The organism is Pseudomonas sp. R76 (assembly GCF_009834565.1).
In the GTDB taxonomy this organism is placed as follows: domain Bacteria; phylum Pseudomonadota; class Gammaproteobacteria; order Pseudomonadales; family Pseudomonadaceae; genus Aquipseudomonas.
In genome coordinates this window covers 292,814-318,660 of record NZ_CP019428.1, presented here as the reverse complement: position 1 = coordinate 318,660, position 25,847 = coordinate 292,814, and the positions used below count along the sequence as shown (strand labels likewise).

Annotated in this window: 25 protein-coding genes; 8 read left to right on the top strand and 17 right to left on the bottom strand. The window is 61.5% G+C overall.

Translation table 11 applies throughout. The annotated features are described in order from the left end of the window. Positions 1-45 precede the first annotated feature (45 nt). The 11 genes from PspR76_RS01375 to PspR76_RS01325 all read right to left on the bottom strand — a co-directional run bounded on the left by PspR76_RS01375 (position 46) and on the right by PspR76_RS01325 (position 9,429). Positions 46-900: a transporter substrate-binding domain-containing protein gene (locus PspR76_RS01375; RefSeq protein ID WP_159953636.1), complete on the bottom strand. Its 855-nt coding sequence runs from the start codon at positions 898-900 to the stop codon at positions 46-48. After that, positions 897-1,673: an amino acid ABC transporter ATP-binding protein gene (locus PspR76_RS01370; protein ID WP_159953635.1), complete on the bottom strand. Its 777-nt coding sequence runs from the start codon at positions 1,671-1,673 to the stop codon at positions 897-899. Before PspR76_RS01370 ends, PspR76_RS01375 begins: the two co-directional genes overlap by 4 nt. Continuing rightward, positions 1,670-2,329, bottom strand: coding sequence for an amino acid ABC transporter permease (locus PspR76_RS01365; protein WP_032884905.1), 660 nt, complete (start codon positions 2,327-2,329; stop codon positions 1,670-1,672). The genes PspR76_RS01370 and PspR76_RS01365 overlap by 4 nt, the downstream gene beginning before the upstream one ends. Further along, complete coding sequence (locus tag PspR76_RS01360; protein ID WP_003187615.1) at positions 2,310-2,975, bottom strand: amino acid ABC transporter permease; 666 nt, start codon at positions 2,973-2,975, stop codon at positions 2,310-2,312. The genes PspR76_RS01365 and PspR76_RS01360 overlap by 20 nt, the downstream gene beginning before the upstream one ends. Positions 2,976-3,512: 537 nt before the next feature. Next, positions 3,513-4,295, bottom strand: a complete 783-nt coding sequence (locus PspR76_RS01355; protein WP_056858158.1) for a MetQ/NlpA family ABC transporter substrate-binding protein — start codon at positions 4,293-4,295, stop codon at positions 3,513-3,515. Positions 4,296-4,420: 125 nt separating this feature from the next. After that, positions 4,421-5,359 carry a sigma 54-interacting transcriptional regulator gene (locus PspR76_RS01350; RefSeq protein WP_159953634.1) on the bottom strand — a complete coding sequence of 313 codons (939 nt, stop codon included), beginning with the start codon at positions 5,357-5,359 and terminating at the stop codon, positions 4,421-4,423. Positions 5,360-5,408: 49 nt separating this feature from the next. Next, on the bottom strand, positions 5,409-5,990 hold the full coding sequence (locus PspR76_RS01345) for an alpha/beta hydrolase (RefSeq protein WP_159953633.1): 582 nt from the start codon (positions 5,988-5,990) through the stop codon (positions 5,409-5,411). A 307-nt stretch (positions 5,991-6,297) separates the two neighbouring features. Beyond that, on the bottom strand, positions 6,298-6,699 hold the full coding sequence (locus tag PspR76_RS01340) for an ExbD/TolR family protein (protein ID WP_005783751.1): 402 nt from the start codon (positions 6,697-6,699) through the stop codon (positions 6,298-6,300). A gap of 1 nt (position 6,700) precedes the next feature. Next, on the bottom strand, positions 6,701-7,423 hold the full coding sequence (locus PspR76_RS01335) for a MotA/TolQ/ExbB proton channel family protein (protein WP_159961287.1): 723 nt from the start codon (positions 7,421-7,423) through the stop codon (positions 6,701-6,703). Positions 7,424-7,474: 51 nt separating this feature from the next. Further along, positions 7,475-8,293 (bottom strand): energy transducer TonB, encoded by an 819-nt coding sequence (locus PspR76_RS01330; protein ID WP_159953632.1) that lies wholly within the window; start codon positions 8,291-8,293, stop codon positions 7,475-7,477. Between the two features lie 284 nt (positions 8,294-8,577). Beyond that, positions 8,578-9,429 (bottom strand): LysR family transcriptional regulator, encoded by an 852-nt coding sequence (locus PspR76_RS01325; RefSeq protein WP_159953631.1) that lies wholly within the window; start codon positions 9,427-9,429, stop codon positions 8,578-8,580. A 111-nt stretch (positions 9,430-9,540) separates the two neighbouring features. Between PspR76_RS01325 and PspR76_RS01320 the strand changes: the two genes are divergently transcribed. Then, complete coding sequence (locus PspR76_RS01320; RefSeq protein WP_159953630.1) at positions 9,541-10,740, top strand: CynX/NimT family MFS transporter; 1,200 nt, start codon at positions 9,541-9,543, stop codon at positions 10,738-10,740. Here the strand turns inward: PspR76_RS01320 and PspR76_RS01315 are convergent. Continuing rightward, a complete protein-coding gene (locus PspR76_RS01315; protein ID WP_159953629.1) occupies positions 10,711-13,026 on the bottom strand; it encodes a TonB-dependent receptor in 2,316 nt (771 codons plus the stop codon). The two genes, PspR76_RS01320 and PspR76_RS01315, sit on opposite strands and share 30 nt — an antisense overlap. Before the next feature lie 155 nt (positions 13,027-13,181). Between PspR76_RS01315 and PspR76_RS01310 the strand changes: the two genes are divergently transcribed. Both PspR76_RS01310 and PspR76_RS01305 read left to right on the top strand, forming a co-directional pair. Beyond that, positions 13,182-14,126 carry a LysR family transcriptional regulator gene (locus PspR76_RS01310; protein ID WP_159953628.1) on the top strand — a complete coding sequence of 315 codons (945 nt, stop codon included), beginning with the start codon at positions 13,182-13,184 and terminating at the stop codon, positions 14,124-14,126. Between the two features lie 135 nt (positions 14,127-14,261). After that, positions 14,262-15,869, top strand: coding sequence for an alkaline phosphatase family protein (locus PspR76_RS01305; RefSeq protein ID WP_159953627.1), 1,608 nt, complete (start codon positions 14,262-14,264; stop codon positions 15,867-15,869). Between the two features lie 125 nt (positions 15,870-15,994). Here PspR76_RS01305 and PspR76_RS01300 read toward each other — a convergent pair whose 3' ends face one another. Continuing rightward, positions 15,995-16,900: a TauD/TfdA dioxygenase family protein gene (locus PspR76_RS01300; RefSeq protein ID WP_159953626.1), complete on the bottom strand. Its 906-nt coding sequence runs from the start codon at positions 16,898-16,900 to the stop codon at positions 15,995-15,997. 181 nt (positions 16,901-17,081) lie between these two features. Here PspR76_RS01300 and PspR76_RS01295 point away from each other — a divergent pair, with 181 nt between their 5' ends. Beyond that, positions 17,082-18,002, top strand: coding sequence for a LysR family transcriptional regulator (locus tag PspR76_RS01295; protein WP_159953625.1), 921 nt, complete (start codon positions 17,082-17,084; stop codon positions 18,000-18,002). A 105-nt stretch (positions 18,003-18,107) separates the two neighbouring features. Here PspR76_RS01295 and PspR76_RS01290 read toward each other — a convergent pair whose 3' ends face one another. Next, positions 18,108-19,109 carry an ABC transporter substrate-binding protein gene (locus PspR76_RS01290; RefSeq protein WP_159953624.1) on the bottom strand — a complete coding sequence of 334 codons (1,002 nt, stop codon included), beginning with the start codon at positions 19,107-19,109 and terminating at the stop codon, positions 18,108-18,110. A gap of 288 nt (positions 19,110-19,397) precedes the next feature. On the opposite strand from PspR76_RS01290, the gene PspR76_RS01285 reads away from it, so the two are divergent. Both PspR76_RS01285 and PspR76_RS01280 read left to right on the top strand, forming a co-directional pair. Further along, positions 19,398-20,996, top strand: coding sequence for an ABC transporter permease (locus PspR76_RS01285; protein WP_159953623.1), 1,599 nt, complete (start codon positions 19,398-19,400; stop codon positions 20,994-20,996). Then, positions 20,993-21,808 carry an ABC transporter ATP-binding protein gene (locus tag PspR76_RS01280; protein WP_159953622.1) on the top strand — a complete coding sequence of 272 codons (816 nt, stop codon included), beginning with the start codon at positions 20,993-20,995 and terminating at the stop codon, positions 21,806-21,808. The genes PspR76_RS01285 and PspR76_RS01280 overlap by 4 nt, the downstream gene beginning before the upstream one ends. Here the strand turns inward: PspR76_RS01280 and PspR76_RS01275 are convergent. After that, positions 21,795-22,865, bottom strand: coding sequence for a fatty acid desaturase (locus tag PspR76_RS01275; protein ID WP_159953621.1), 1,071 nt, complete (start codon positions 22,863-22,865; stop codon positions 21,795-21,797). The genes PspR76_RS01280 and PspR76_RS01275 overlap by 14 nt on opposite strands. Positions 22,866-22,966: 101 nt before the next feature. Between PspR76_RS01275 and PspR76_RS01270 the strand changes: the two genes are divergently transcribed. Further along, positions 22,967-23,971, top strand: a complete 1,005-nt coding sequence (locus tag PspR76_RS01270) for an AraC family transcriptional regulator (protein WP_159953620.1) — start codon at positions 22,967-22,969, stop codon at positions 23,969-23,971. 135 nt (positions 23,972-24,106) lie between these two features. Here PspR76_RS01270 and PspR76_RS01265 read toward each other — a convergent pair whose 3' ends face one another. Together PspR76_RS01265 and PspR76_RS01260 are read right to left on the bottom strand one after the other, a co-directional pair. Continuing rightward, positions 24,107-24,472 carry a response regulator gene (locus PspR76_RS01265; RefSeq protein WP_159953619.1) on the bottom strand — a complete coding sequence of 122 codons (366 nt, stop codon included), beginning with the start codon at positions 24,470-24,472 and terminating at the stop codon, positions 24,107-24,109. 38 nt (positions 24,473-24,510) lie between these two features. Beyond that, on the bottom strand, positions 24,511-25,197 hold the full coding sequence (locus PspR76_RS01260; RefSeq protein WP_159953618.1) for a Crp/Fnr family transcriptional regulator: 687 nt from the start codon (positions 25,195-25,197) through the stop codon (positions 24,511-24,513). A gap of 83 nt (positions 25,198-25,280) precedes the next feature. Here PspR76_RS01260 and PspR76_RS01255 point away from each other — a divergent pair, with 83 nt between their 5' ends. Then, positions 25,281-25,847 carry an Mpo1 family 2-hydroxy fatty acid dioxygenase gene (locus tag PspR76_RS01255; RefSeq protein ID WP_159953617.1) on the top strand — a complete coding sequence of 189 codons (567 nt, stop codon included), beginning with the start codon at positions 25,281-25,283 and terminating at the stop codon, positions 25,845-25,847.

The following is a 25,847-nucleotide window of genomic DNA, read 5'->3' as shown; positions in this document are numbered from 1 at the left end:
GGGAGCTGGCTTGCCTGCGATAGCGGTGTGGCAGTCAGCGCAGGATCAACCCTGCCACTTGCCGCCTTCAACAATCACACTCTCAGGCTTGGTGTCATCGCTCAGCTCTTTACGCACATATTGGTCATACAGCTTGAGCAAGAACTTCTCTTCACCCAGCTTCGCCAACTCGGCATTCACCCAGTCACGCAGTTCGATGTTGCCCTTTTTCACCGCGGGCGCAATCGGCGCTTCATCACCGAGTTTTTCTTCCAGCACGCGGTAGCCAGGGTTCTGCTTGGCCCAGCTGAACAGCACCAGGTTGTCCTGCGCATACGCGTCACCACGACCAGCCGACAGCGCTTGCAGCGACTCGGAGTTTTTCTCGAACTTGAGCAGTTTCCAATCCGGGTGGTTTTTGGTCAGCCAGATATCGGCGGTGGTGCCGGTGGTGACGATGGTAGTGCGGGTGGCCAGGTCATCCAGGCTTTTCACCGCGCTGTCTTTAGGCACCAGGGCCTGCACCGCCACTTTCAGGTTGGGGTTGGTGAAGTCCACCGCTTCCTTGCGCTCCGGCGTCACGGTCATGTTGGCGAGGATCAGGTCGACCTTGTCGCTCTGCAGAAACGGAATCCGGCTGGCCGGCTCGACCGCGACGAATTCGACCTTGTTTTCATCGCCCAGCAAATCCTTGGCGAATTGGCGGCCGATGTCGGTATCGAAGCCGACATAGCGACCGGCTTCGTTCACAAAGCCGAACGGCGGCTTGTCGGTGAATACGCCGACGATCAGCTTGTCGCGCGCCTTGATCTTGTCGATGTAGCTCGCCGCGGCAGCCGCAGGCTTGGCAGGCTCTTCGGCCTTTTTATCGCAGCCGGCGAGTAAGGCGACGGCAAACAGTGGCAGCAGTAACTTTTTCATATCAGCTCCAGTTCCTTGGCTTTCTTGGGCAGTGTTGAAACAAAGGAGAACTTCTCCAGGAACTGCTGCGCGCGTGCGGTTTGCGGGTTCGTAAAGAATTCTTCGGGGGTGTTGTGTTCGAGGATGCGACCGGCCTCCATAAACACCACGCGGTCGGCGACGGCGCGGGCGAAGGCCATTTCATGGGTGACGATCAACAAGGTCATGCAATCGCGGGCCAGGCCCTGAATCACCTCCAGCACTTCCTTGACCATTTCCGGGTCGAGGGCGGCGGTGACTTCGTCAAACAGCATCACTTGCGGGTTCATGCACAGCGAACGAACGATGGCGATGCGTTGCTGCTGACCGCCGGACAGCTGACGCGGGAAGGCGTCGCGCTTGTCGGCCAGGCCCACACGTTCGAGGAGTTTTTCCGCTTGGGCGCGGGCTTCGCGGGGCTCGCGTTTTTGCACTTTCAGCGGGCCGAGCAGGATGTTGTCGAGCACACTCATGTGCGGGAACAGGTGATAACTCTGGAACACCATGCCCACGTCCTGACGCACCTGGCGCCAGTCGGTGTTTTTATCCAGCAGCTCTTTGCCGGCAAAACGCAGGCTGCCGCTGTGCGCGACTTCCAGGCCGTTGAGACAGCGCAGCAAAGTGCTTTTGCCACAGCCGCTGGGGCCGAGGATCACCACCACTTCGCCGCTTTGCACGCTCAGGTCGATGCCCTTGAGCACCTGTTGCTCGCCAAAGAATTTGTTGAAACCCTGGAACTCGATCAATGCGCTCATGCTTGGGCCCAGCGCCGTTCCAGCACCTTGGAGGCGGCCGACAACGGGTAGCAGATAAAGAAGAAAAACAGGAACAGCACGCCGTAGATCAGTACCGACTCATAGGTGCGTTCGATGATTTGCTGGCCGACCTTGATCACGTCCACCACGCCGATCAGCACCGCCAGCGAGCTGGTCTTGATGATCCGCGTGTAGACGTTGATGGTCGGCGGCGTCATGCGCTTGAGGGCTTGGGGCAGCAGCACGTAGCCGTACAGCTGCGGGTCGGACAAGCCGATCGACAAACCGGCCTCGCGCTGGCCACGTGGCAGCGAATGCAACGCGCCGCGTACCACTTCGCCGACCTCGCTGGCACCCCACAGCGACAGCACCAGCACCGCGCACCAGAAACTCGGAATGCTCAGGCCGAAGAAAATCGGCAAACCGAAAAACAGCAGGTACAACCACACCAGCACCGGAATTGCCCGGAACAGCTCCAGGTACACCCGCAACACCGCGTTGATCAGCGTGTTATTCAGCGTGCGCAGCACGCCGTACAACACGCCACCAACGGTGCTGAAGGCGATGCTCAAAAATGAAATCGACAGGGTTTGCGCAGCGCCCTTGCCCAGTTGCGGCAACGACACCCACAACAACTCAAGACCCGAACTGGCCATGCTGGAGCCTCCTTTCCAGGCGGCTGAGCAGCAGCGACAGCGGCAAGAACAACAGCACGCAGATCAGCGTCAGCACGGCGAGCATTTCGTAGGTTTTGTAGTAGAGCGCGATGTAGCTTTTGGTGGTGTAGAGAATCTCCGGCACCGCCACGGCGGAGACCACGGTGGTCTCCTTGAGCAGGAAGATGAAATTGGCGAACAGCGCCGGCAGGCTGAGGATCCCGGCCTGGGGCAAGATCACGTGGCGCAGCAGTTGCCAGTCGGACAGGCCGATGGACTTGCCCGACTCGATCTGCGCCAGCGGCACCGCTTCCACACCGGCGCGCAGCACTTCGGTGAGGTAGGCGCCGCCGAGAAAGGTCATGGTGATAATCGCCGCCCAGAACCCGGAGATATTGAACCCCAGGGCCGGCAAGGCGAAGTACACGAAGAACAGTTGGATCAGCAGCGGCGTGTTGCGCGCCAACTCCACATACAGCGCCACCAGGCGCGACAGGTAAGGCGTGCGAAACACCAGCAGCGCCGCGTTGATCAGCGCCACCAGCAGCGAGGTGGCAATGGCGATCAGGCCCACTTGCAGCGTCACCCCCACGGCTTTGAGAAACGCCGGCAAGGTGCTGAGGATAAAAGCGAAATCGAAGGTCATCTTGAGTCCATGACGCCGCAAGGGTAATGCAGCGAGCGCAGTACGAGCCGACGTGGGTAACGCCGGGTAGCGCGAACTTTAAAGGTATAAAAAGCAAAATTTAAATACCCAAATGGCATATTGATATCACGCAAAAAGATAACCGCAGGGTTCGCGGGTTTGGCCGCTGGCGGCTATGGTCTTGAGGTCGCAGGAAAGCTGTTTTTTCGAAGGAATGAGAAAATGAACGAAGCGAAACCGATTGATCCGCAGGAGCTGGTGAAGTGGTTGGTGGCGTTGCGTCGGGCGATTAATAGCCGTCCTATCTGACACACCGCTGCTCAATGTGGGAGCTGGCTTGCCTGCGATAGCGATACATCGGCCAGCACATCCGCAGTTGACAAACCGCTATCGCAGGCAAGCCAGCTCCCACAGTTTAAAAGCGTGACGCAGAGCGTCACAGGAAGCATTCCCACGCGGAGCGTGGGAACGATCAAAAAAAACGCCGACGCTGTAGTAGCCGTCGGCGTTCAAACCTTGAAGGGGGTTTTGGTTACATCAGAACGCAGGCACTACCGCGCCGTTGTACTTCTTCTCGATGAAAGCTTTAACTTCCGGGCTGGTCAGCGCCTTGGCCAGTTTCTGGATAGCGTCGCTGTCCTTGTTATCCGGGCGGGCCACCAGGAAGTTCACGTACGGCGACTTGGCATCTTCGATGATCAGCGCGTCTTTGGCTGGGTTCAGGCCAGCTTCCAGCGCGTAGTTTGTGTTGATCACATCCAGGTCAACCTGATCCAGCACACGTGGCAGCAGCGCCGATTCCAGCTCTTTGAATTTAAGGTTTTTCGGGTTGCTGGCGATGTCTTTTGGCGTAGCCAGTGCATTGGTCGGGTCTTTCAGCGTAATCAGACCGTTCTTTTGCAGCAGCAACAGGGCACGGCCGGCGTTGGAGCCTTCGTTCGGGATGGCCACGGTGGCGCCATCTTTAAGCTCGGAAATGTTCTTGATCTTCTTCGAGTAACCGCCGATTGGCTCAACATGCACACCGATCACAGTGACCAGGTTGGTGCCCTTGCCCTTGTTGAAGTTTTCCAGGTACGGCAGGGTCTGGAAGTAGTTGGCGTCCAGGCGCTTCTCGGCAACCTGCGTGTTGGGTTGTACATAGTCGGTGAAGACCTTGATCTCCAGGTCCACGCCTTCTTTGGCCAGGGTCGGTTTCACCAGCTCAAGGATCTCGGCGTGCGGGATCGGGGTTGCGGCAACCACCAGTTTCTCGTTGGCCTGGGCGAAGCTTGCAGTCAGGGCAGCCGCCAGTGCGGTAAACAACAGAACCTTTTTCATGCAGTGTCCTTATCGAAATTCCGGGGCGTCTCTGACGACCGTTTTTTATGGTGTGCCAGCGAAGTGCTATCGCGGCGTGGGATGGACAATACCTAGATTTTTTATTCCCGAACAGTATCTTTTATTCACTTTGATATTCCATTTTGTTCATGTAGCCGCTGTTCATCTAGAAAGCTGAGCAAGGCTTGCCGCTCGGCGGCGCTGGCACTGGCGTAAATCCGCTGCACTTGCGCCAGCGGCGAGCCCGCCGACGGCAGGTTCAGGTGCTCGGGCAAAATTTCATCGCCACTGCTGACCAGCAGCGCAAAGTGAATAACGTTTTCCAGCTCGCGGGTATTGCCCGGCCAGCTGTGGTGTTCCAGCACGCGCTGGGCGGCGTCGCTGATCAGCGGCACCGGCAGGTCCAGGCGCTGGCTGTAGATGCCGAGAAAGTATTCGGCCAGGGACAGGATGTCGCCGACCCGCTCGCGCAACGCCGGCAGGTCGAGCTGGCCTTCGCTCAAATAATGGAACAGCCGCTCATGAAACTTGCCCGCTGCCACGGCCTGGGCCAGGTCGATGCTGGTGGCGGCGACCAGGCGCACGTCTACCGGGCTGGGCTGATGGGCGCCAACGCGGGTGACTTCATGGTTCTCCAGGGCGGCGAGCAATTTCACCTGAATCGGCAGCGGCAAGTCGCCGATCTCATCCAGGTACAAGGTGCCGCCGTTGGCCGAACCAAACCACCCCGCCCGGCTGCTCGCCGCGCCGCTGTGGCTGCCGGCTGCGTAGCCGAACAGTTCGGCATCGGCGTAAGTGGGGCTGATCGCACCGCAGTTGACCGAGACAAACAACCCGGTGCGGTCGCTGCCACGGTGGATATGCCGCGCCAGCAGCTCTTTACCGCTACCGGTCTCACCGCGAATCAACACGGGCAACGCACGCGGCGCCAGGTTTTCAAGCTGTTCACGCAGTTGGCGCGAGCGCGGGTCGACAAACACCAGTGCCTTGGCGCGGATGCTCAGCGGGCTTTTTTCGGCGTCGGGGAAGGTCAGCAGTGGCTGGCCGAAGGTTTCATGACTCATGGCAGGCTCCCGCCCCAAATCCACTCAGGGACGGGGCGTTGAAAAGAATTTAGGCACTGCGCCGGGCGTGATGCTCAAGGCGGTTTTGCAGGCGATAAAGGTAGGCGAAACCCTGCTCCCAACGCTGGTGGCCGGACTTCACATTGATGTGGCCGGCGCCCGACAGGATGCCGGCTTCGGCACCCCAATTGCGCGCCAGCTCCAGTGCTCGAGAGGCGCTGACGGCGCTATCGTTGTCGGAACTGACCACCTGGCTGGGAAATGGCAGCAGGTCGGCCGGGATCGGCGCGAAGTTGCGCAAGGCCGGTGAACAGGCCGGGCGTTCGACATCCGCCGGGGCCACCAGCAAGGCGCCACGTACCTGACGCAAAAATTGCACGGGCGCGGTGGCCGCCCAATGGGCGACGGTGATGCAGCCCAGGCTATGGGCGATGAGAATGACAGGCGTGCTGTCGGCGGCAATGGCCTCGGCCAGTGCGGCCACCCAATCTTCGCGACGTGGCGTCAGCCAATCGGCCTGCTCCACGCGCGCGCTGTTGGGCAGGCTGTTCTGCCAATGACTTTGCCAATGATCTTCTGGCGATCCTTGCCAGCCCGGCACGATCAGATAACGAATCGACTCGCTGTGCATGGGTGTGCCCTCCTGCAGCGTTTAACGTTGCTGACCAGTATAGGGACGGGGGTTATATTCGTTAAGGAATAAGAAGCTATTTATTAATAACCAAAAATTCAAAACCGAAGAAGATCAAAATGTGGGAGCGGGCTTGCTCGCGAATGCGGTATATCAGTTAGCGCATCTGCTGCTGACCCACCGTATTCGCGAGCAAGCCCGCTCCCACATAGACCTCATTTCACATCGAGCTTCAACGGAATTTCAGGCAAAAAAAAGGCCGCACCCTGCCAAGGAGACGGCCAAAAAATTGTCGAGGCATTTGAAACTAACGTGCGGTAATCACCGACAACTTGGTGATGCCCGCGCGCTCGATAGACGCCATGGCTCGCGCCACTTCGCCATAATTAACTCCATCGTCAGCCTGCAGTTGCACCCGCACATCGGGGTCCTTGGCCTTGGCCGACTGCAGGTTGAATTCCAGCAAGTCCGGCTGGATTTCGTCCTTGTTGATAAACAGTTTGCCGGCGCCGTCGATGCTCACCACCAGCGGGTCTTTCTGCTCCACCGGGGCCACGGCCTGGGTCTTGGGCAGGTTGATCGGGATCGAATTGGTCAGCAGCGGCGCGGTGACAATAAACACCACCAGCAGCACCAGCATCACGTCCACCAACGGCGTGACGTTGATCTCGCTCAGCACCTCATCACTGTCTTGCGTGGAGAAGGCCATCTCAGGACGCCTCCTTCACTTTTTGCGGGGTGCCGGCCGCGCTTTTGGTGAGCGCAGGGTGCAGCAACACCCGGAAGGAATTCTTCTGCGCCAGGCTGTAGAAGTCGTGGGCAAAGTCATCCAGGTCGGCAGCCGTCAGCTTCAGGCGGCGCAGGAAGTAGTTGTAGACCAGCACCGCCGGCACCGCGACAGCGATACCGACGCCCGTGGCCACCAGCGCCGCACCAATCGGGCCGGCCACGGTTTCCAGGCTGGCGGAACCGGCGGCGCTGATCCCCTTCAGCGCTTCCATGATCCCCCACACGGTGCCGAACAGGCCGATAAACGGCGAGGTGCTGCCGATACTGGCGACCACGGCCAAGCCGGTTTCCAGCGAGCGTCGTTCCCGCACGATCTGCTGGCGCAGGGCGCGCTCAAGGCGGTCCTGATGGTTGATGGCCTGGCTCAAGTCCGCTGCGTGCGGCGCATCACCGACCTGGATTGCGGCATAACCGGCCTGGGCCACACGGGCGGCAGCGCCGGGTTGGGTTTCGGCCAGTTCGGCGGCCGAGTCGAGACTCGACGCCGCCCAGAACTGTTTGTGGAATTTGCGATCCTGGGCCTTGAGGCGACCGAACTGCAGGCCCTTGAGCAAGGCGAAGCCCCAGGTCGCGACCGAAAAGACCACCAGCAGCCAGATCACCGCGCTTTCGATGGATTCAAGTGGAGATGCTAATGCCATGATGTTTTCCCTCTGTACAAGTCGCGGCGTGTGCAACACACCGCAGCGCAATAGTTAGTGAATCTTGAAATCGATCGGTACGCTGACCCAGCCGTCCTGGGCCACATCGCCCTGCTTGGCCGGCACGAAGCTCCAACGCTTCACGGCGGCCAGTGCGGCGTCATCGAGTTGCTGGCGCCCGCTGCTTTTCTGGATCTGGATCTCACCCGGTTTGCCGCTGGCCAACACATGCACCCTGAGCAACACCGTGCCTTCCCAACCCCGGCGCTGGGCCAGTGACGGGTACTCCGGCGCCGGGTTCTTCAGGTACGCGGCGTTCGCCGACGCGGGTGTAACCGGTGCAGGCGACGGCGGTGCGGCCGGCGCGGGCGGAGCAGGTGGCGCGGGCTTAGGTGGCGCGGGCGGCTGCTCGACCGGTTTCGGTACGGGCTTGGGCTCGGGCTTCGGTATTGGCTTGGGCTTAGGTTTTGGAATCGGTTTCGGCGGCGCCGGCTTGGCGGCCAACTCATCCACCACCGGCGGCGGTGGCTCAACCACAGGCGGCGGTGGTGGCGGTACGGGCGGTGGCGGCTCAACCACCGGCGGCGCCGGCTGGGAAAATTCGATGGTCATCGGCGGGATTTCCGGCGGCACAATCGGCAGCACCGGCGTCGGCTTCTGGCTCACCCAATAGATCACCGCAGCGTGCAGCGCCAACACCAGCAAGCCCAGCAGAAGGCCTTCGCGGCGGCTCGAGAAGCGCTTCGGGGTTTGCTGCAAACGCAACTGCCCCAACGGCGCGCGGTGCGGCCGGCCAAGGTCGACCAACTCACCACTCGGTGCCTGGCGCCACTGCGCCTCGGGTGCACTGGCGGCGGTCTGGACATTGCCCATTGATTCACTCCCTACGGTTTTGAAACAAAAAAACCGACAGGCCTGCCAAAGCGGCCGTCGAGGGCTGAATCATCGGGGCCAGACGCTTATCTCATAAAGTAATCTTTAAAGTTATACATAGATCAAAATTGAATATGAGAAACATCCTGAAGCGCCAAAACCACGTCCTGCGTGGCCTGTGACGAAGGCGCTGTTTTTCGATGCTTTTCAGGCATAAAAAATATTCAGAAAAGGCATGGATTGTGGCCAGCCCCTCGCCACAAAAACGGCGCTTGTCGAGCGTTTTACGCTGGGCTGTTGGCGCATAAATCAAGTAATTGGCGTTGCAACGTTTGCCCGGCTGCACCCAACCCGCTGCGCCCATACAACGCCAGCCGCACGCCTTGCACCCTGGGCAAACCGCTGTCTTCACCGAGTACCACATGCCCGGCCTGCACCACCCGTCGCGGCAGCAAACTGATGCCCAACCCCGCCGCCACTGCCGAACACACACTGGCCAGACTGGCGCTGGAATAGCCGATGCGCCAATGCCAGCCGCCCACTTCCAAGTGGTGCAGCATTTCATTGCGGTACAACCCGCCCACCGGAAACGCCACCAAGGGCAGCGGCTCGCGCCCCAATGACGGCGTACTGCGGCTGTCCACCCAGCACAAGGGTTCCGGCCACGACGCCACGCAGTCGTCGCTGTCACCCATTTGCTTGACCAGCAGCACATCGAATTCGCCCGCTCGGTACTGGCGCTGCAATTGCGGCCCAAGGCCGCTGGTGACTTCCAGGCGCAAGCGCGGAAAGGCCGCCACGAACGCCGACAACAATGGCATCAGGCGTTCGGCGGCAAAGTCCTCCGGCACACCCAGGCGCAGTACGCCGTCGCTTTGCTGGTTGATCAATACGTCGGCGGCCTCTTCATGCAGCGCGAGGATACGTCGAGCGTAGGCCAGCAAGCGCTCGCCCTCGGCGGTGGCCACCACGCGACGCTGCTCGCGGTCCAGCAACTGGCACGCTACCGCCTCTTCCAGACGGCGGATCTGCTGGCTCACGGTGGATTGAGTCACGTGCAGGCGCTCGGCAGCGCGGGTGAAATTGCCACAGTCCACTACGGCAACAAAACTGCGTAACAACACGGGGTCGAACATGGCGCGTCACCATTCCATTTGCCACTGACTGGCATGGTTATATTTAATTTCAGAATACCCCGCCGTATGGCCATACTTCCTGCCTCTTTTTTGCGCACCCGCAGGTCATGCATGCCGCTTAACCCGTCATTCCTGAGCAAACTCGCGGGCTGGGGCCTGCTGGTCGTGCTCGGCCTCAACCTACGTCCCATCCTCAGCTCCATCAGCCCGTTGCTCGGCGAGATTCGCCAGGCCACCGGGCTGAGCTTCCAGAGCAGCGCCCTGCTCACCAGCCTGCCCGTGGTGTGCATGGGCCTGGTGGCGCTGATCGGCGTGCGCGTGGAAGCACGCCTGGGCGAACGGCGCGGCATTGCGTTGGGCTTGATGATGATTCTGCTGGCGTGCCTGGCGCGCTGGCTGATGGGCCAGGCGTCGGCGCTGCTGGTCACAGCGTTGCTCGGCGGTGCCGGTGTGGCACTGATCCAGGCGCTGGTGCCGGCGATGATCAAGCGTGAGTTTCATCAACGCGTGCCGGTGGCGATGGGTGTGTATTCAGCCTCGTTGATGGCCGGTGGTGGCTTGGCCGCGCTGCTCAGCCCGCTGGTGGCCACGTATTTCCAGCAATGGCAGGCGGGGCTCGGCGTATGGCTGTTGCCGGCGCTGGCCGCGTTGCTGCTGTGGGCTTTTTTACCCCTCGGTGCGGCCCGAAGCGCCCGCGTGATGCCGACGTTCAAAGGCCTGCGCAATCGGCGCGCCTGGCTGTTGGCGCTGTATTTTGGCTTGGTGAATTGCGGCTACATGAGCCTGGTGGCGTGGCTGCCTGCGTACTACCAGCAACTGGGCTGGGGCGTGCTGCCGAGTGGTTCGCTACTGGCGTTCATGACCATCTTCCAGGTAATCGCCGCGCTGTTGATGCCGGTGCTGGCGCAACGCGGTATCGACCGACGCCCGCTGCTTGGCATCAGCCTGCTGGCGCAAACCATCGGCTACCTCGGCCTGATCATCGCGCCGCTGGACTATCCGCACCTGTGGGTAGCGTTGTGCGGCTTCGGCCTGGGCGCCTGTTTTGCCCTGAGCCTGTTGCTGACCCTCGACCACCACCGCGACCCACGCCAAGCCGGGCAACTGGCAGCCTTCGTGCAGGGCGTGGGCTTTTTGATCAACGCGGTTTCGCCATGGCTGACCGGCTGGCTGCGTGAACTCACCGGCAACTTTGTCAGCGCCTGGGTGGTGCTGACAGTGACAGCGGTGGCGATGCTGGTGGTGACGCGGGTGTTCAGCCCCGCCACCTATCGCACTGGGTCAGAAGTCGTAGCGCCCAGTCACGCCTAAGGTGCGCGGCGTGCCCAAGAGGCCTTCATAGCCGCCATTGCCGCCGGTCCACAGCGTGGTGTAGTAGGTTTTGTCGAAGGCGTTTTTCAGCCACAACGACACGTCCCACTGCCCTTGCTGGTAGTTGCCGCGCAGGCCGGTGGACAGGTTCACCACGGCATAGGCGGGAATCTGCCCGTAGTCGGAATCCTCGACCGTGCCTACCGCTTTGGAGCGGAACGCGTAGCTGGCAGTCACGTAGGGTTCGAAGCCGTTGTCCAGGTTCCACTTGTATTCGCCGTTGGCGTTGGCGATCCACTTCGAGGCGCCGACCACCTGGTGGCCGGTCAAGTCGCAGGACGCCGGCGCGCCTGGGCGCAGGCTGACTTCCGGTGGGCACGGCGCATCTTTGTAAGACAGGTAACTCACGTCGTTGAACGAGCCGTTGAGGTTCAGCGTCAGGCCCTTGATCGGCACCAGCGTGCTTTCCACTTCAACACCCCGCGAGCGCACCGAGCCGGCGTTGGTCAGGTACTGCACGCGGTTGTCCTGGTCGTAGGCGTTGGTCTGGTAGCCGTTGACCTGGGTCCAGAACAGGTTGGCGTTGAGCTGCAGGCGGCGATCCCACAGCGTGCTCTTGAAGCCCAGCTCGGCGTTGTTGGCGCGCTCGGTGCCGATCAGCAACGAGTCGGCGCCGGCAGTCGGCGCGGAGCCCACGGCCAGGTTAACCCCACCGGATTTTTCGCCATGAGACAGCGTGGCGTAGCCGAGCAGGTTTTCGTTGAAGTGATAACTGAGGTTCAGCAGCCCCGAGGGTGTCGCGCTGTATTGGCTGAGGTCGCCCGAGTCATACACCCCGGCACGCCCACGCCGCGCGGTGGCAGCGGCGCCGGTCACTGCCGCGCCACCCAGCGGCGCATTGCGCGTGACCCAGGCGCTTTTCTCTTCATAGGTGCCGCGCAGCCCGGCGGTGAAATCCAGGCGCTCGGTAAGGTGCCAGGTGCCTTGGGCGAACAGGGCAAAACTGTCGGTGCGAATGTGCCCGTTGCCGACGCTGCTCACATTGTTCAACGCCCCCGTCGGCGTGCCGTTCCAGATATCCGCCTTGGGCCCGTAATAGGCAAAGGATTTGTTATCCAGCGAATTGCCGAAGTAATAGGCGCCCAGCACATAGTCGAAGAAGCCACCGGTAGGCGAGGCCAGACGGAATTCCTGGGACCACTGTTTATCTTCCACCGACACACCGGCGTTGTACGACGCGGGAACGTTGAGCCCGTCGTCATTGCGCGGGGTGAAATTCCACCAGCGATAGGAACTGACCGAGGTCAGGGTGAAGTCGCTCGGCAGCGTCCAGTTGGCCTCCAGCGATGTGCCGCCCTGGAACACGGTGACGTGCTGGTCGCTGTCCAGGTTGACCTTGCGATGGGTGCCGTCCACCAGCGTCGCGCCCGCCGCCGTCGCCCGGGCCTGGTAGAGGTTGGTGCCATTGATGGTCGGCCCGGTGCTGTAGAGCACGCGGGTGCCGGCGCTGGAATCTTCCTCGTTGTAGTCGCCGATCCAGCGCAGGTTGAAGGACTCGTTGGGCTTGTACAGCAGTTGCCCGCGAAAGCCCTGGCGTGAGCCGCCATTGAGATCGTGGCCGTTGTATTCATTTTTGATATCGCCGTCACTGCGCGTGCGATAAGCCGAAAAACGCCCGGCCAAATCATCGGTGAGCGGGCCGGAAATCGTGCCCTTGGTTTGGAAATAACCGTCCTCGCCCAACGAGGTTTCAATGCTGCGTTCCGGGGTAAAACTCGGCGCGCGGGTGCTGATGTTGATCACCCCAGCGGTGGTGTTTTTGCCGAACAGCGTGCCTTGCGGGCCACGCAACACTTCAAGCTGTTCGATGTCCATCAAGTCAAACACCGCCATGCCCGGTCGCCCGAGATACACGTTGTCGATGTACAGCCCCACGCTGCCTTCCAGGCCGTCGCTGGCCGGGTTGTTGCCCAGCCCGCGAATCGACACGCTGGACTGGCGCGCATGCATATAGGCGACGTTGACGCTGGGCACCAACTGCTGCAAATCCTGAATCCGATAAACCCGCTGACTCTCCAGCGCCTGGCCGCCGATCACGCTCATGGGCGTGGGCACTTCCTGGGCGCTTTCGGTACGCCGCCGGGCGGTCACAGTGACGGTCTCAAGCTGGCTGCCGGCGTTTTCGCCCTTGCTTGCCGGCGCGGGTGTTTCGGCGGCCTGGGTCGGCGACCAACTGGTGCTGCCGGCCACCAACATGGCCAGGGGCAAGGACTTCAACAGACTCATAAGCGGCTCCGAAACCCGGAAATATCCATACTTAGATATTCCATAAGGTTATTTATTTATGTTTTTACGAACATTTACTGCATAAGAGATAGCCTTTATAAGGAGTCGACCTAATGCATAGCCAATGCATTTCCCGGATATTTTTGATGTGAAAAATGCATATCGATTTGCGCCAGCTTCGCCACTTCATCGCCCTCGCTGAACAACGCAGTTTTGTCGCGGCGGCGTTGGCCGTGAACCTGTCGCAATCGGCGTTCAGCCGCAGCATCCAGGCGCTGGAACACAGCGCCGGCTGCCAGTTGGTGGACCGTGGTCGCAAAGACCTGGCGCCGACCAAACAAGGCCAGGTGCTGCTGGAGCATGCGCGGCGGCTGGTCAGCGGCGCGCAGCAATTGGCCAACGAGATCAGCCAGTTCAATGGGCTGGAGGCCGGTGAGTTGCGCTTCGGTTGCGGCCCGGCACCGGCCGCCGGGCTGATCCCGCGTGCCATCGGCAGTTTTATCGGGCGTTACCCCAAGGCGCGCGTGCAGTTCCAAGTGGATGACTGGCAAAGCCTGAGCAAACGCCTGCTCAGCGAAGAGTTTGAATTTTTCGTCGCCGACACCCGCCATTTTGAAGCCAACCCGGACTACCACACCCACCGCCTGCGCGCGCGGCGCTGGTATTTTTGCTGCCGCGCCGGGCACCCGCTGGCCAACCGCGACAGCGTGAGCGCCGCCGAGCTGATGAGTTATCCGCTGGCCGTGACCATCCGCCCGCCAAACTTGCGCAAGGTCATTGTCGACCTAAGCGGACGGCCCGATTACCTACCGAATGTGGAGTGCGAAAACGGCTACAGCCTGATGGGCGTGGTGCTGCGTTCGGACGCCATCGGCATCGTCAGCGCCAACAGCGATGTGCTGCACATGGCGCGGGGCGAGTTGGTGTGTTTGAAGATTGACGGGCTGGCCGAGGACTTGGAGGAGCGCTACACCCGCTACGGCATTGTCAGCCGCGCGGGGTATCGGTTATCGCCGTTGGCAGAGGCGATGATTGAGCAGATCAAGCAGATCGATGAGGCGGATGAGGATGTGTGTGCGCTGGAGAATGTGGCTGTTTGAACTGGCGCTATCGCAGGCAAGCCAGCTCCCACAGGGGAATGCATTCTCTGCATGAAACCCAGTCCTCAAATGCACTTGCCAGTGCCACCTTAGAACAGCGAAAACCGTGGTCTTTCTTCTGTTCGGTGAAGCCCCATGTCCCAACCAAAACCTGTGCGTAATGTGCTCTACATCATGTGCGACCAACTGCGTCGCGATTACCTGTCGTGCTACGGCCACGCGCATTTGCACACGCCCAATATCGACCGCCTGGCCGCCGCCGGCGTGCGCTTCAGCCGTGCCTACACCCAGGGCACCATTTGCGGGCCGTCGCGGATGTCGGCGTATACCGGGCGTTATGTCAGCAGCCACCAGGTGGCGTGGAATGCGGTGCCGCTGCCGCTGGAAGAGCTGACGATTGGCGACTACCTGCGCCCCCACGGCATCCGCACCGCGCTGGTCGGCAAGACCCACGCCACGCCAAACGTGGAAGCCTTGCAGCGCCTGCACATCGACCCCGACAGCGCGCAAGCCGAACCGCTGAATGAAGTCGGCTTCGACGCCTATTTGCGCCACGACGGCATCTACCCCGACAGCCCGCTGTTCGAGGACAAACGCGAGTCCGCGCCCTACACCCATTACCTGCGTGAGAAAGGTTACGACGGCACCAACCCGTGGCATGAATGGGCCAATGCCGCAGAAGGCGAAGGCGGTGAACTACTCAGCGGCTGGCACATGCGCAACGCCGGGCTGCCCGCGCGGGTGGCCGAGGAGCATTCGGAAACCGTCTACACCACCGACCGCGCCATCGACTTTATCCGCGAGCAGGCCGAGCACCCGTGGTGTTTGCACCTGTCGTACATCAAGCCGCACTGGCCCTATATCGCCCCGGCGCCGTATCACGCGTTGTATCGCACCGAGCATATCCAGGCGCCGATTCAGCCCCAGCAGGCCAGCGATCACCCGGTGTACCAGGCCTTCCGCCAACACCAGGAGAGCCTGAATTTCTCCCGTGATGAGGTGCGGCTGACGGTGATTCCGACCTACATGGGCCTGATCAAACAGATCGACGATCAACTTGGGCGGCTGTTTGATTTTCTGCAAAGCAATGGCCGTTGGGATGACACGCTGATTGTGTTCACCAGCGACCACGGCGACTTCCTTGGCGACCACTTCCTCGGCGAAAAAGAATTTTTGCTCGAGCCTGCGGTGGGCGTGCCATTGATCGTGCGCGACCCGCGCGCCAGTGCCGACGTCAGCCGTGGTTCGGTGGACGAACGCCTGGTGGAAACCATCGACGCTTTGCCCACCTTTCTCGACGCCCTGGGCCTGCCAAATGCCGACCACCGTTTGGAAGGCCGCTCGCTGATCCCGCTGCTGCATGGCCAACCGATCACTTGGCGCAACTACGCCATCGCCGAATACGACTACGCCTTCCAGGCCCCGGCCCGTGAGCGTCTGGAGCAGCCCATCGACCGCTGCCGCATGACCATGGTGCGCAGCGAGCGCTGGAAATACCTGGCGTATGACGGCTTTCGCCCGCAGCTGTTTGATTTGGAAAATGATCCCCAGGAGTTGAATGACCTGTGTGAAGATCCGGCGTATGCGGCGGTGCGCGAGACGCACGCGGGGTATTTGTTCGAATGGCTGCGCGGGTTGAAGCGGCGCACCACCATCAGCCACGCAGAGATTGAACAGCGTGGGCAATGGTTTCGGTATGGTGAGCCGGAGTCGGAAAAAGTGGTGCAGATAGGCGTCTGGTAAACACCACAAAACCAATGTGGGAGCGGGCTTGCTCGCGAATGCAGTCTGTCAGTTGATATATACATCGACTGACACTCCGCCTTCGCGAGCAAGCCCGCTCCCACATTTTGATCTTCCAACTTAGCCTAGAGCCCCTTTGTGGTCTGGCTCCGCTGCCCTTGCACACTCACCGGCACATCACCCTTGAGCGTCACCCGGCGCACGATGCGTTCCTGGGTGCCGTAGTCGTCCACCGCGTAATGCTGGGTGGCGCGGTTGTCCCAGATCGCCACGTCGCCGGTGTTCCAGCGCCAGCGCACGGTGTTTTCCAGGCGGGTGACGTGGCTTTGCAGCAGGTTGAACAGTTGCGTCGAGTCCGCCTGGGAGTAGCCCTTCAGGCGCTTGACGAAGTGCCCGAGCAGCAAGGTTTTCTCGCCGCTGACCGGGTGCACACGCACCACCGGGTGTTCGGTTTCGTACACCGTGGAGGTGAAAATCTTACGGTATTCTTCAAGCTTTTCAGCCGACACGTCCGGCTTGCGCCCGGCGTAGTCGTATTCGTTGCTGTGCACTGCCCACAGGTGGTCGGCAAGTGCGCGCAACTCGACGCTGAGGTCGTTGTAGGCGCTGGCGGTGTTGGCCCACACCGTATCGCCACCGGACTTGGGCGCCAGCACCGACCGCAGGATCGAGGCTTTCGGGTAGGCGTCGACGAAGGTCACATCGGTGTGCCAGGAATTGGCGCGCTGGCCGCGCGTGCCGTCCAGCTCCAGCAGGAACCGCGTGCCGTCACGCACCGGCACGGTCGGGTGGGCAATCGGCTCGCCCAGCAGGTGCGCAAAGGCTTCCTGGCTCTGGTCATCGAGGTGGGTTTGCTCGCGGAAGAAGATCACTTTGTACTGCACCAGCGCCTGCTGGATGGCCTCGACGGTGGCGATATCCAGGTCACCGGACAGTTTGATGCCACGGATCTCGGCGCCAATGCGGCCAGCGACCGGGTGGATGTCGAGTGCCTGGGCGACGGGTTGAACGGCTAATGCGGCGTTGCTCATGGTGATGCCCCTCATGTGCCTGCTGATGGTTGGATGCTTTCCAGCAACGCTCTATTCATATGCAATTTAGGTCTAGCAAATGAATGAATGCTTCGTTGACGGAATAAGAGCTTGCATTTAAAACCTCAGCTCCCCGGGTCGCAAATGCCTTCGACCTATTTTTCAAATGCCGGGAAAGCATATGGATCTTCGCCAACTGCGCTACTTCATCGCCCTCAACGAACACCGCAGTTTCGTGCGCGCAGCGGACGCCATGGGCATCACCCAACCGGCGTTCAGCCGCAGCATCCAGGGGCTGGAGCAAGAGTTCGGCTGCGTGCTGGTCGACCGTGGCAACAAGGATTTGCGCCCCACGCCGGAAGGCCAGGTGGTGCTGCAACACGCGTTGAGCCTGGTGCACGGCGCCGCCTTGCTGAGCAGTGAAGTCACGCGCATGACCAAGCTCGACGCTGGCGACCTGCGCTTTGGCACCGGACCGGCGCCGGCGGTCAAATTGGTGCCGGATGCAGTGGCGCGCTTTATCAGCGCCCACCCGAAAATCCGCACCAGTTTCCAGGTGGATAACTGGGAAAAACTCAGCCGCGCCCTGAGCCGTGAAGAGATCGAATTCTTTATCGCCGACATCCGCCAATTCGAAGCCGACCCGAACTTCCAGACGCGTGCGCTGACGCCCAAGCGCGGGGTGTTTTTCTGCCGGCCGGGGCACCCGCTGCTGGCCAAGGACAGCTTGTCGACCAACGACATGTTCGACTACCCGCTGGCCTCGCCGCTGATCTCGCAAGGCATTCGCAAACTGCTGGCGAACCTGAGTGGGCGCATGGACTTTTCGCCGAGCATCCAGACCGAACACTTCCCGGCATTGGTCAAGATTGTGCTGCAGTCCAACGCCATCGGCGTGGGCACCGAGGAAGCCTTTGCCGAAGACATCGCCCAAGGCACGCTGGTGCTGCTGCACTGGCGCAACCTGCCGCAGAACCTGGAGACCATGAGCGCGCGGTGCGGGATTGTCAGCCGCACCGGGTCGCGGTTGTCACCGGCGGCGAAGGCGATGATTGAGACGTTGGTGGAGGTGGACAGGCAGGAGGTGAGTGTGGCGGTTTGACCGGCCTCATCGCGGGCAAGCCCGCTCCCACAGTTGGACTGTGAACACATTCAAACTGTGGGAGCGGGCTTGCCTGCGATGGCGATCACCCAGTCACCTGGAAACTCAAAGCCCCGCCGCCGCCAGGTTCGGCGCCACCCAATCACTCACCTGAAACGACTTGCGGATCAGCCGCTCCTTGGACGCCAGATCCACCGCGTCCTGCAATTTGCCGAGGAACGCCGGGTCCAGGGTCGACGGGAAAATCTCGCTGAGTTTCTGGTCTTTCAAATCATTGGCCAGGATCACCGGCGGGTAACTGGCCCGCGTCGACACCAAGTCAATGTAGGCCTGCTTGTTGCTGTCATCAGTCAGCCATTGCACGGCTTGCTGTTGGGCCTTGAGCAACTTGGCCACGACCTGCGGGTTTTCGTCGACAAACTTGGCGCTGCCCACCAGTACTGCCTGCACGCTGCCGGCGCCACCGATGTCCTTGGTAGTCAGCGGTATCTCGGCCAGGCCCTTGGCTTGCAGCCCTGTGAGGCCTGAACCGCCCCAGGTGGCGTCAATCTGTTTGGCGGCCAGGGCGGCAATGGCGGCGCTGAAGTCCAGGTTGATGACTTTCAGGTCTTTTTCACTCAAGCCCTGGCTGGCCAGCGCGCTGTCGAACGACAACTGGCTGGCCGTGCCACGGAACACCGCGACGCGCTTGCCCTTGAGGTCTTGCAAGGTCTTGATGCCGGAGCCCGGCACCACGCCGAGGTAGTGCTTCACACCGCGTGCCGAGGCGCTGAGCAGGCGGGTGTCGAGCCCATTGGAACGACCGATGATCGCGGCCAGGTCGCCGAGGTAAGCCAGGTCTACCTGGCCGTTGGCGAAGGCCTCATTGATCACCGGGCCGGCGCCCTTGAAGTAATTCCATTGGATCTTGATGCCCTGGTCGGCGAAGGCTTTTTCGAAGATCTGCTGGCTTTGCAGCACGTCGGTCACCCCGCCGCCGCTGTGCTGGCTGCCCGCACTGAGGTCGGGCACGGCGATGCGGATTTCCCTGAGGTCGGCCGCGTGCACCAGCCCGGCCAAGGCGGTGCCCGCGAACAGGCTGATCAGACGTTTGAAGGGCAGTTTCATAAGCGCAGCTCCTGGTGGGCGACGGTCGCCTGGGGAGCAGAAAGTAGGCACAGGCCGGTCAAAACTTTAAATACTATAAATTCACAATTTAATAGCTTTTAGGACTATGCGAGTTTAAACGCAGGCTCCAGAGGGTTATGCATAAACAGCATCGAAAATATTCTTCGAATGCATTGGATGCGTGCCGGGCAGAGGCTTTAAATGATTTTTCTTATCCCACAATCATCTTGATTGCGTTTTTGTAAGATCGAAATCACATAACGCCCTCGGCGACAACGGAGGTCCTCCATGGCCCGAATTCCACTTTTGAGCCTACCTCTCGCGGCCCCCGGCAATAGCGCCGCACCGCGCTGGCCGAGGCTGAGCGAACGTTTATTGCCGTGGTTGCTGCCACTGGGGCTGTTCGCACTCTGGTGGCTGGCCAGCCGTAATCATTGGATGAGTGAACAGATTCTGCCGCCGCCGTCGCTGGTGTGGAGCAGCGCCGTGGAACTGGCCGGCGGCGAGCTGTGGAGCCATTTGGCGATCAGCTTGCAGCGCCTGTTCTGGGGGCTGCTGGCGGGTGTCGGCGCAGGCGCCCTATTGGGTGCGCTGCTGGGGTTCAGCGCCCGCGCCGAGCGCCTGATTTTTCCAACCTTCAGCGCGCTGTCGCAAGTGCCGACCCTGGCCTGGATCCCGCTGTTCATGGTGTTTTTCGGCATCGGCGAAACCCTGAAACTGGTGGTACTGGTGAAGGCCATCGTGGTGCCCGTCACCCTGCATACCTTGGTCGGCGTGCGCGACGCCCAGCCCAATTTGCGTGAAGCGGCGCGTGTGCTGCGCCTGCCGACTCATCTGTTGATCCGCCGCCTGATCCTGCCCGCCGCGCTGCCGGCGTTCATGGCCGGCGTACGCCTGGCCCTGGCGGCTGGGTGGACGTCGCTGTTGGCCGTTGAGTTGCTGGCCTCCAGCGAAGGCATCGGCTACCTGATGGTCTGGGCGCGCCAGCTGTTCATGCTCGATATCGTCTTTGTGTGCATTGTGGTTATTGGCGTGCTGGGCGTGGTGATGGACCGCGGCATCGGTTGGCTGGACCGCCAGTGGGTGCACTGGCCGCACCCAGCCACCGCGCAGATTCGTCGCGGGCCACGCTATGAAGGCTGGCAACGCCTGCAACCGTGGCTGTTACCGCTGCTGTTGCTGGCGCTGTGGCAAGTGGCGACGCAACGTGGCTGGGTCGACCCGAACATTCTGGTCAGCCCGTGGGCGGTGCTGCAAACCACTGGCGCCGGCGTGCTGGATGGCAACCTGTCCGGCGCCTTGGGCAAAAGCCTGGGGCGTACGTTGAGTGGCTTGCTGCTGGGCGGGGGCCTGGGCTTTGCCATGGGCCTGTGGCTGGGCCTGTCGCGGCGCAGTGAGCGGCTGCTCGGCCCGACCTTGGCCGCGCTGCGCCAGATCGCGATTTTTGCCTGGGTGCCGTTGCTCACGGCGTGGTTCGGTTTGGGTGAATTGGCCAAGTCGGTGTTTATCGCCCTGGCGGCGTTTTTCCCGCTGTTTATCGCCACCCAACGCAGCGTCTTGAACCTCTCGCCACAGCTGCGCGAGGCGGCGCAGGTGTTGCGCCTGAACCTGCTGCAACGCTTGCGCCGCCTGGTTTTGCCCGGCGCCGCGGCGGGGATTTTCGCCGGCCTGCGCCTGAGCCTGATCTACGCCTGGCTCGGCACCATCGGCGCGGAATATTTCATGCCGTCCAACGGCGGTATCGGCAGCCTGATGATCGGCGCCCAACAGCTATTGCGCATGGACGTGATCATGAGCGGCATGCTGCTGGTCGGCCTTACTGGCGCGACCCTCAATTTTATCGGCCAACGCATCGAAACCCGCGCAACCCGCTGGAGACACGCATGAACGCACCTATCGTCAGCTTCAACCATGTGGGCAAAACCTTCGACGTCGACGGCTTCGAGTTAGAGGCTATTCGCGAATTCAACCTGGAGATTGCCGAGGGCGAATTCGTCGCGATTGTCGGTTCCAGTGGTTGCGGCAAATCCACCCTGCTGCGCCTGTTGGTGGGGCTTGATACGCAGTTTCGTGGCGAGATTCAGGTCGACGGCAAAGCGGTAAGCGGCATCGGTGGCGAGCGCGGCATCGTGTTCCAGGAACACCGCCTGTTCCCGTGGCTGACCGTGGCGGAAAACATCGGCCTGGGCCTGGTCAACGAGCCGCTGAGCGAGGCCGAGCGCAACCGGCGCATCAGCGATTTTATCGAGCTGGTGGGCCTCACTGACTTCACCCGCGCCTACCCTCATCAACTCTCCGGCGGCATGGCGCAGCGGGTAGCGATTGCCCGTGGGCTGGTGGCAAGCCCGCGCATCCTGTTGCTCGACGAACCCTTCGGCGCCCTCGATGCGCTGACTCGCCAGCAGATGCAGGACGAGCTCCTGGCGATTCGCGCCCGTGCCAAAATCACCACGGTGCTGGTGACCCACGATGTGGAAGAAGCGATTTTCCTCGCCGACCGCGTGGTGGTGATGGAGCCGCGACCGGGGCGGATCAAGCAGGTCGTGGATATCGCCCTGCCCCATCCGCGTCAGCGCAGCAGCTTCGAATTCCATCAACTGCGCGAAGAACTGCTGCACGAACTGATCAGCGACGGCCACTACCAGCCGCCCGTGCGCGAACAGATTCGTGACCTGCCCTTGGCCTTTATTGCTTGCTGAACGCGAGTTCGGCGTCCGGTTGCGCCTGGCGCTCAAGCCGATTGGCGCGGGCGAAGGTGCCGAAATCATTGAAGCGTACGCCCATCTCGCGCATTACGCTGTGCGCCACCTTGGCCGTCATCTGGCGGATGTAAAACGGCTCTTTCACCACAAAATGGTGGATGCCATGGGTGCTGCCGAAGTTGAAGCAGAACGCCTGCAGCGGCCACATCCACCACGGGTTGAGCACTTGGGTTTGCTGGATCACATTGCCCAGCTCCACATCGCCGTAGTAGTGCATGTTGGAGCTGACAAAGTGCAGGCAAAAAGTGCGCAACACGTTCGGGCCGATGATCACTACGGCGGCGATGTCGATCACCTGCATCATCTGCAATGTGCCGGCTGACCACTCGATCGGCGTGCCCGTCAGGCTGGCAATGCCATTGGCGGCATGGAAGCCGAGGAAGACATACCACGCGCCCCAATGCAGTAGTGCCAGCGGTGCGTAAACCAGCAGGGAGCGCTTGAGAATCTTGAGTTTGTGCTGCCAGGTCTTGGCGCGCAGCATGCGGATAAAGGCCGACATGACGTTGTCACCCACCATCAGCAACCGCGCAAGGCCCCACGGCTCGCCATTGGTGATGGCGCGTTCTTCCATGTCGGTCTCGGTGCCTGACACCTTGTGGTGATTGAGGTGCAGGTGGCGGCGTATCCACGGGTTGATGGTGCTCGGCCGCGCCAGCCACACCAGGCCCATCATCAGGTTGTGCACAACGCGCTGCTTGCGAAAGTACATGCTGTGGATCAGGTCGTGTTCCAGCTCATGGGTCAGCGAGGCGAAGAAGGCGTTGAGCAGCAGGCACACCCACCAGGCCATATGCCCGGTCATGTACAGCGCCGCAGAGCCGAGCATGCCGAGCAAGGCAAACGCCAGAATGCCCGCGCCCAGCGCGTCCTGGTGCCGCAGCCAGGGGTGCTGCTGGCGCAACCTGAGGCCTTCGGCGAGCACCACTTCACGGATATGTGCTGAACGCTGTTGCGCGTTCATCTGTTGGGGACTTGCAGAAGTACCGTCCATGCTCCCATCCTCTTGTTTACTGATGCGTCCATCCTGCCCCAAGCGATCTGGCAGGACGCTAGCCCCGGACGCCAACTTGTTGACCGCAAGCGCCAATCGTCATGACCGAAGCCACTTCCCTCGCCAGCTGGACCCGCGCCCTGCGCAAACAGCTCGATGCCCTGAACCTCGACAGCGCCGCACTGTGCGCCCAGGCCGGGCTTGACCCGCAGCAGATGGACGACCCGAATGCGCGCTACCCGTTGTCGGCCACCACACGCTTGTGGGCGCTGGCAGTGGAGGCCAGCGGCGACCCGGCCATTGGCCTGCGGGTGTCGCGGTTTGTCAGCCCCACCACCTTTCATGCGCTGGGGTATGCGCTGGTGGCCAGCGGCAGTCTGCGTGAGGTGTTCGAACGGATCGTGCGTTACCACCAAGTGGTCAGCGATGCCCTGACACTGGAGCTTAGCCGAGAGGGCGAACGCTATCGCTTTCGTCTGCTGCAACCGCCCGGCAGCCCGGCGCCGGCGCTGGAAGCGATTGATGCGTTTGCGGCGATCTATGTGCGCACCTGCCGTAATCGTCTGGGCCGTGAATACGCGCCGCTGGCGGTGTACCTGCGGCGGCCGGAACCGGCTGATCCCAAGCCCTGGCACACGGTATTTCGCGCGCCGGTGTTTTTTGGCGCCGAGGAAGACCGCCTGGAGTTTGCCGCGCGGGATTTCGACAGCCACTTGGACGACGCCAACCCCGAGTTGGCCGAACACAATGAAACCGTGCTCAAACGCACCCTCGCTCAGCTGCAACCGCTGACCTGGGAGCGCAAGGTGCGCGCGGTTATCGAGGCGCAGTTGCCCGAAGGTGAGCCCAGCGCCGAGCGGGTTGCCCAGGCGCTGCACTTGAGTTTGCGCAGCTTGCAGCGGCATTTGGCGGATGAAGGCTGCCGGTTTGATGCGCTGCTCAATGAGTGCCGGGAGAACCTGGCACTGCTGCACCTGCGCGACCCGCAGTGCTCATTGGCTGAGATCAGCCATTTGCTCGGGTTTGCCGATACCAGCAGTTTTAGCCGGGCGTTCAAGCGCTGGACGGGGCTGACGCCGGGGCAGTTTCGGGATGGGTTGCGGTAGGTAGATGTGGGGTGAGTTTGAGGGCCTCATCGCGGGCAAGCCCGGCTCCCACATTTGACGGTGTTTACACATCAACCTGTGGGAGCTGGCTTGCCTGCGATGGCGATAGCCCCGGCAACCCATAAACGGGATCAGTCAGCGCCCACGATCCCGGCGCAATAATTTCCTTACCCGCGCCACCAGTGCCTTGGCATCAAACGGCTTGAGCAAATAATCATCCTCATGCAATTCCAATCCCCGCAACCGATCTTCAATCCCGCCCGGCGTGGTCAGGAACAACATCGGCGTCTCACCCTTGAGCCGAATCGCCTGCTGCAACTTCCAGGCATTCAAGCCCGGCAGCATCACATCCAGGATCACCAGTTCGTATTCAGTGCTCTCAACCAGGCGCAACGCCGCCATGCCATTGGCCGCGACTTCGACGCTGTAACCGGCCTCGTTCAAGCCCTGGGCCATCCGCCGCGCCTCTTCGGCTTCATGTTCCACTAACAGCACACGCATAACGCACCTCGATTGATCAGGCTTGCAGGCTAACACCCTCAGGTGTGCGCCGCCTCACGCAGTCGCGGCGCATCAAGGATTTCGATCTCGCCATAGCCCAGGCGCACGATGCCTTGGGCCTGCAAGTCCTTGAGCAACGCGTTGGTGGTTTGGCGTGACAGGCTCAACATCGCCGCCAGGTCTTCCTGGGGCAGTTGCAGAACACTTTTTGAGCGCTCGGTATCGCCATAACCTTCCACAATCATCAACAAACGATGGGCCAGGCGAACCGAAGCCGGCATCAGGCTCAACTGTTCGATATTGATAAAGCTCAGGCGCAGTTTCTGGCTCATCAGCAGCGCCAGGTCGCGCCAGTACCGGGGCGACTCGTCGAGGACTTTCAGCAGCGCGTGCTGCGGCACCTGCAACAGCGTGCACGGCCCGACGGCGCAGGCGTCGTGGGTGCGCGGCAGGCCGTCGAACAGGCAGATTTCGCCAAACCAGTACGGCAGCTCCACCAGGCTCAACAGCGCTTCCTTGCCGTGCTCGTTCACCGCGCTGATGCGCAAGGTGCCGTCGAGTACGGCATACAGGCCACACGGCGGGTCGCCGCGCTTGAACAGATACTGCCCCGCCGCCAGCTGGCGCGGCCGGGCGTGGGCCAGCAGGCTATGCTGAAAAGCAGCAGGCAAGTGGCTGAACCACTGACCGGCGGCCAGCTGCGCGTGCCATTTCTGTGTGTCCATGAGCACTCCGAAGATTGTCGCCCAACTGACAGTCAGTGGCAGGCCGACAGGGCATGATCAAACATCCTACAGGAGGAACAACAATGAAAAGCCTCGTCGACCATCTCAGTCAATACGCCGCCTACCACCGCGACCCGCGCAATATCGCCAGCCACTTTATCGGCATCCCGCTGATTGTCGTCGCCGTGGCGGTGCTGCTGTCACGCCCCGAATGGGCAATCGGCAGCCTGTGGATATCGCCAGCGGTGCTGCTCGCGCTGTTTTCGGCATGGTTTTACCTGCGCCTGGAATGGGCGCTGGGCGTGCTGATGACGCTGTTGATGGGCTTGTCGGTGTGGGCCGGGCATGTGTTGGCCGCGCAGAGCACAGCGGTGTGGCTGAGCAGCGGGATCGGGATGTTTGTGGTGGGCTGGGTGATTCAGTTTGTCGGCCACTATTACGAAGGCAGGAAGCCGGCGTTTGTGGACGACGTGTCGGGGCTGATCGTGGGGCCGTTGTTTGTGGTGGCGGAGTTGGCGTTTCTGGTGGGGTTGCGGGGTGGTCTGAAAAGCCAGATCGAGCAGCGCTCGGGGCCAGTTGCGCGCCGTGATGATCGTTCCCACGCTCTGCGTGGGAATGCAGCCCAGGACGCTCCGCGTCCCAAAGCGTGA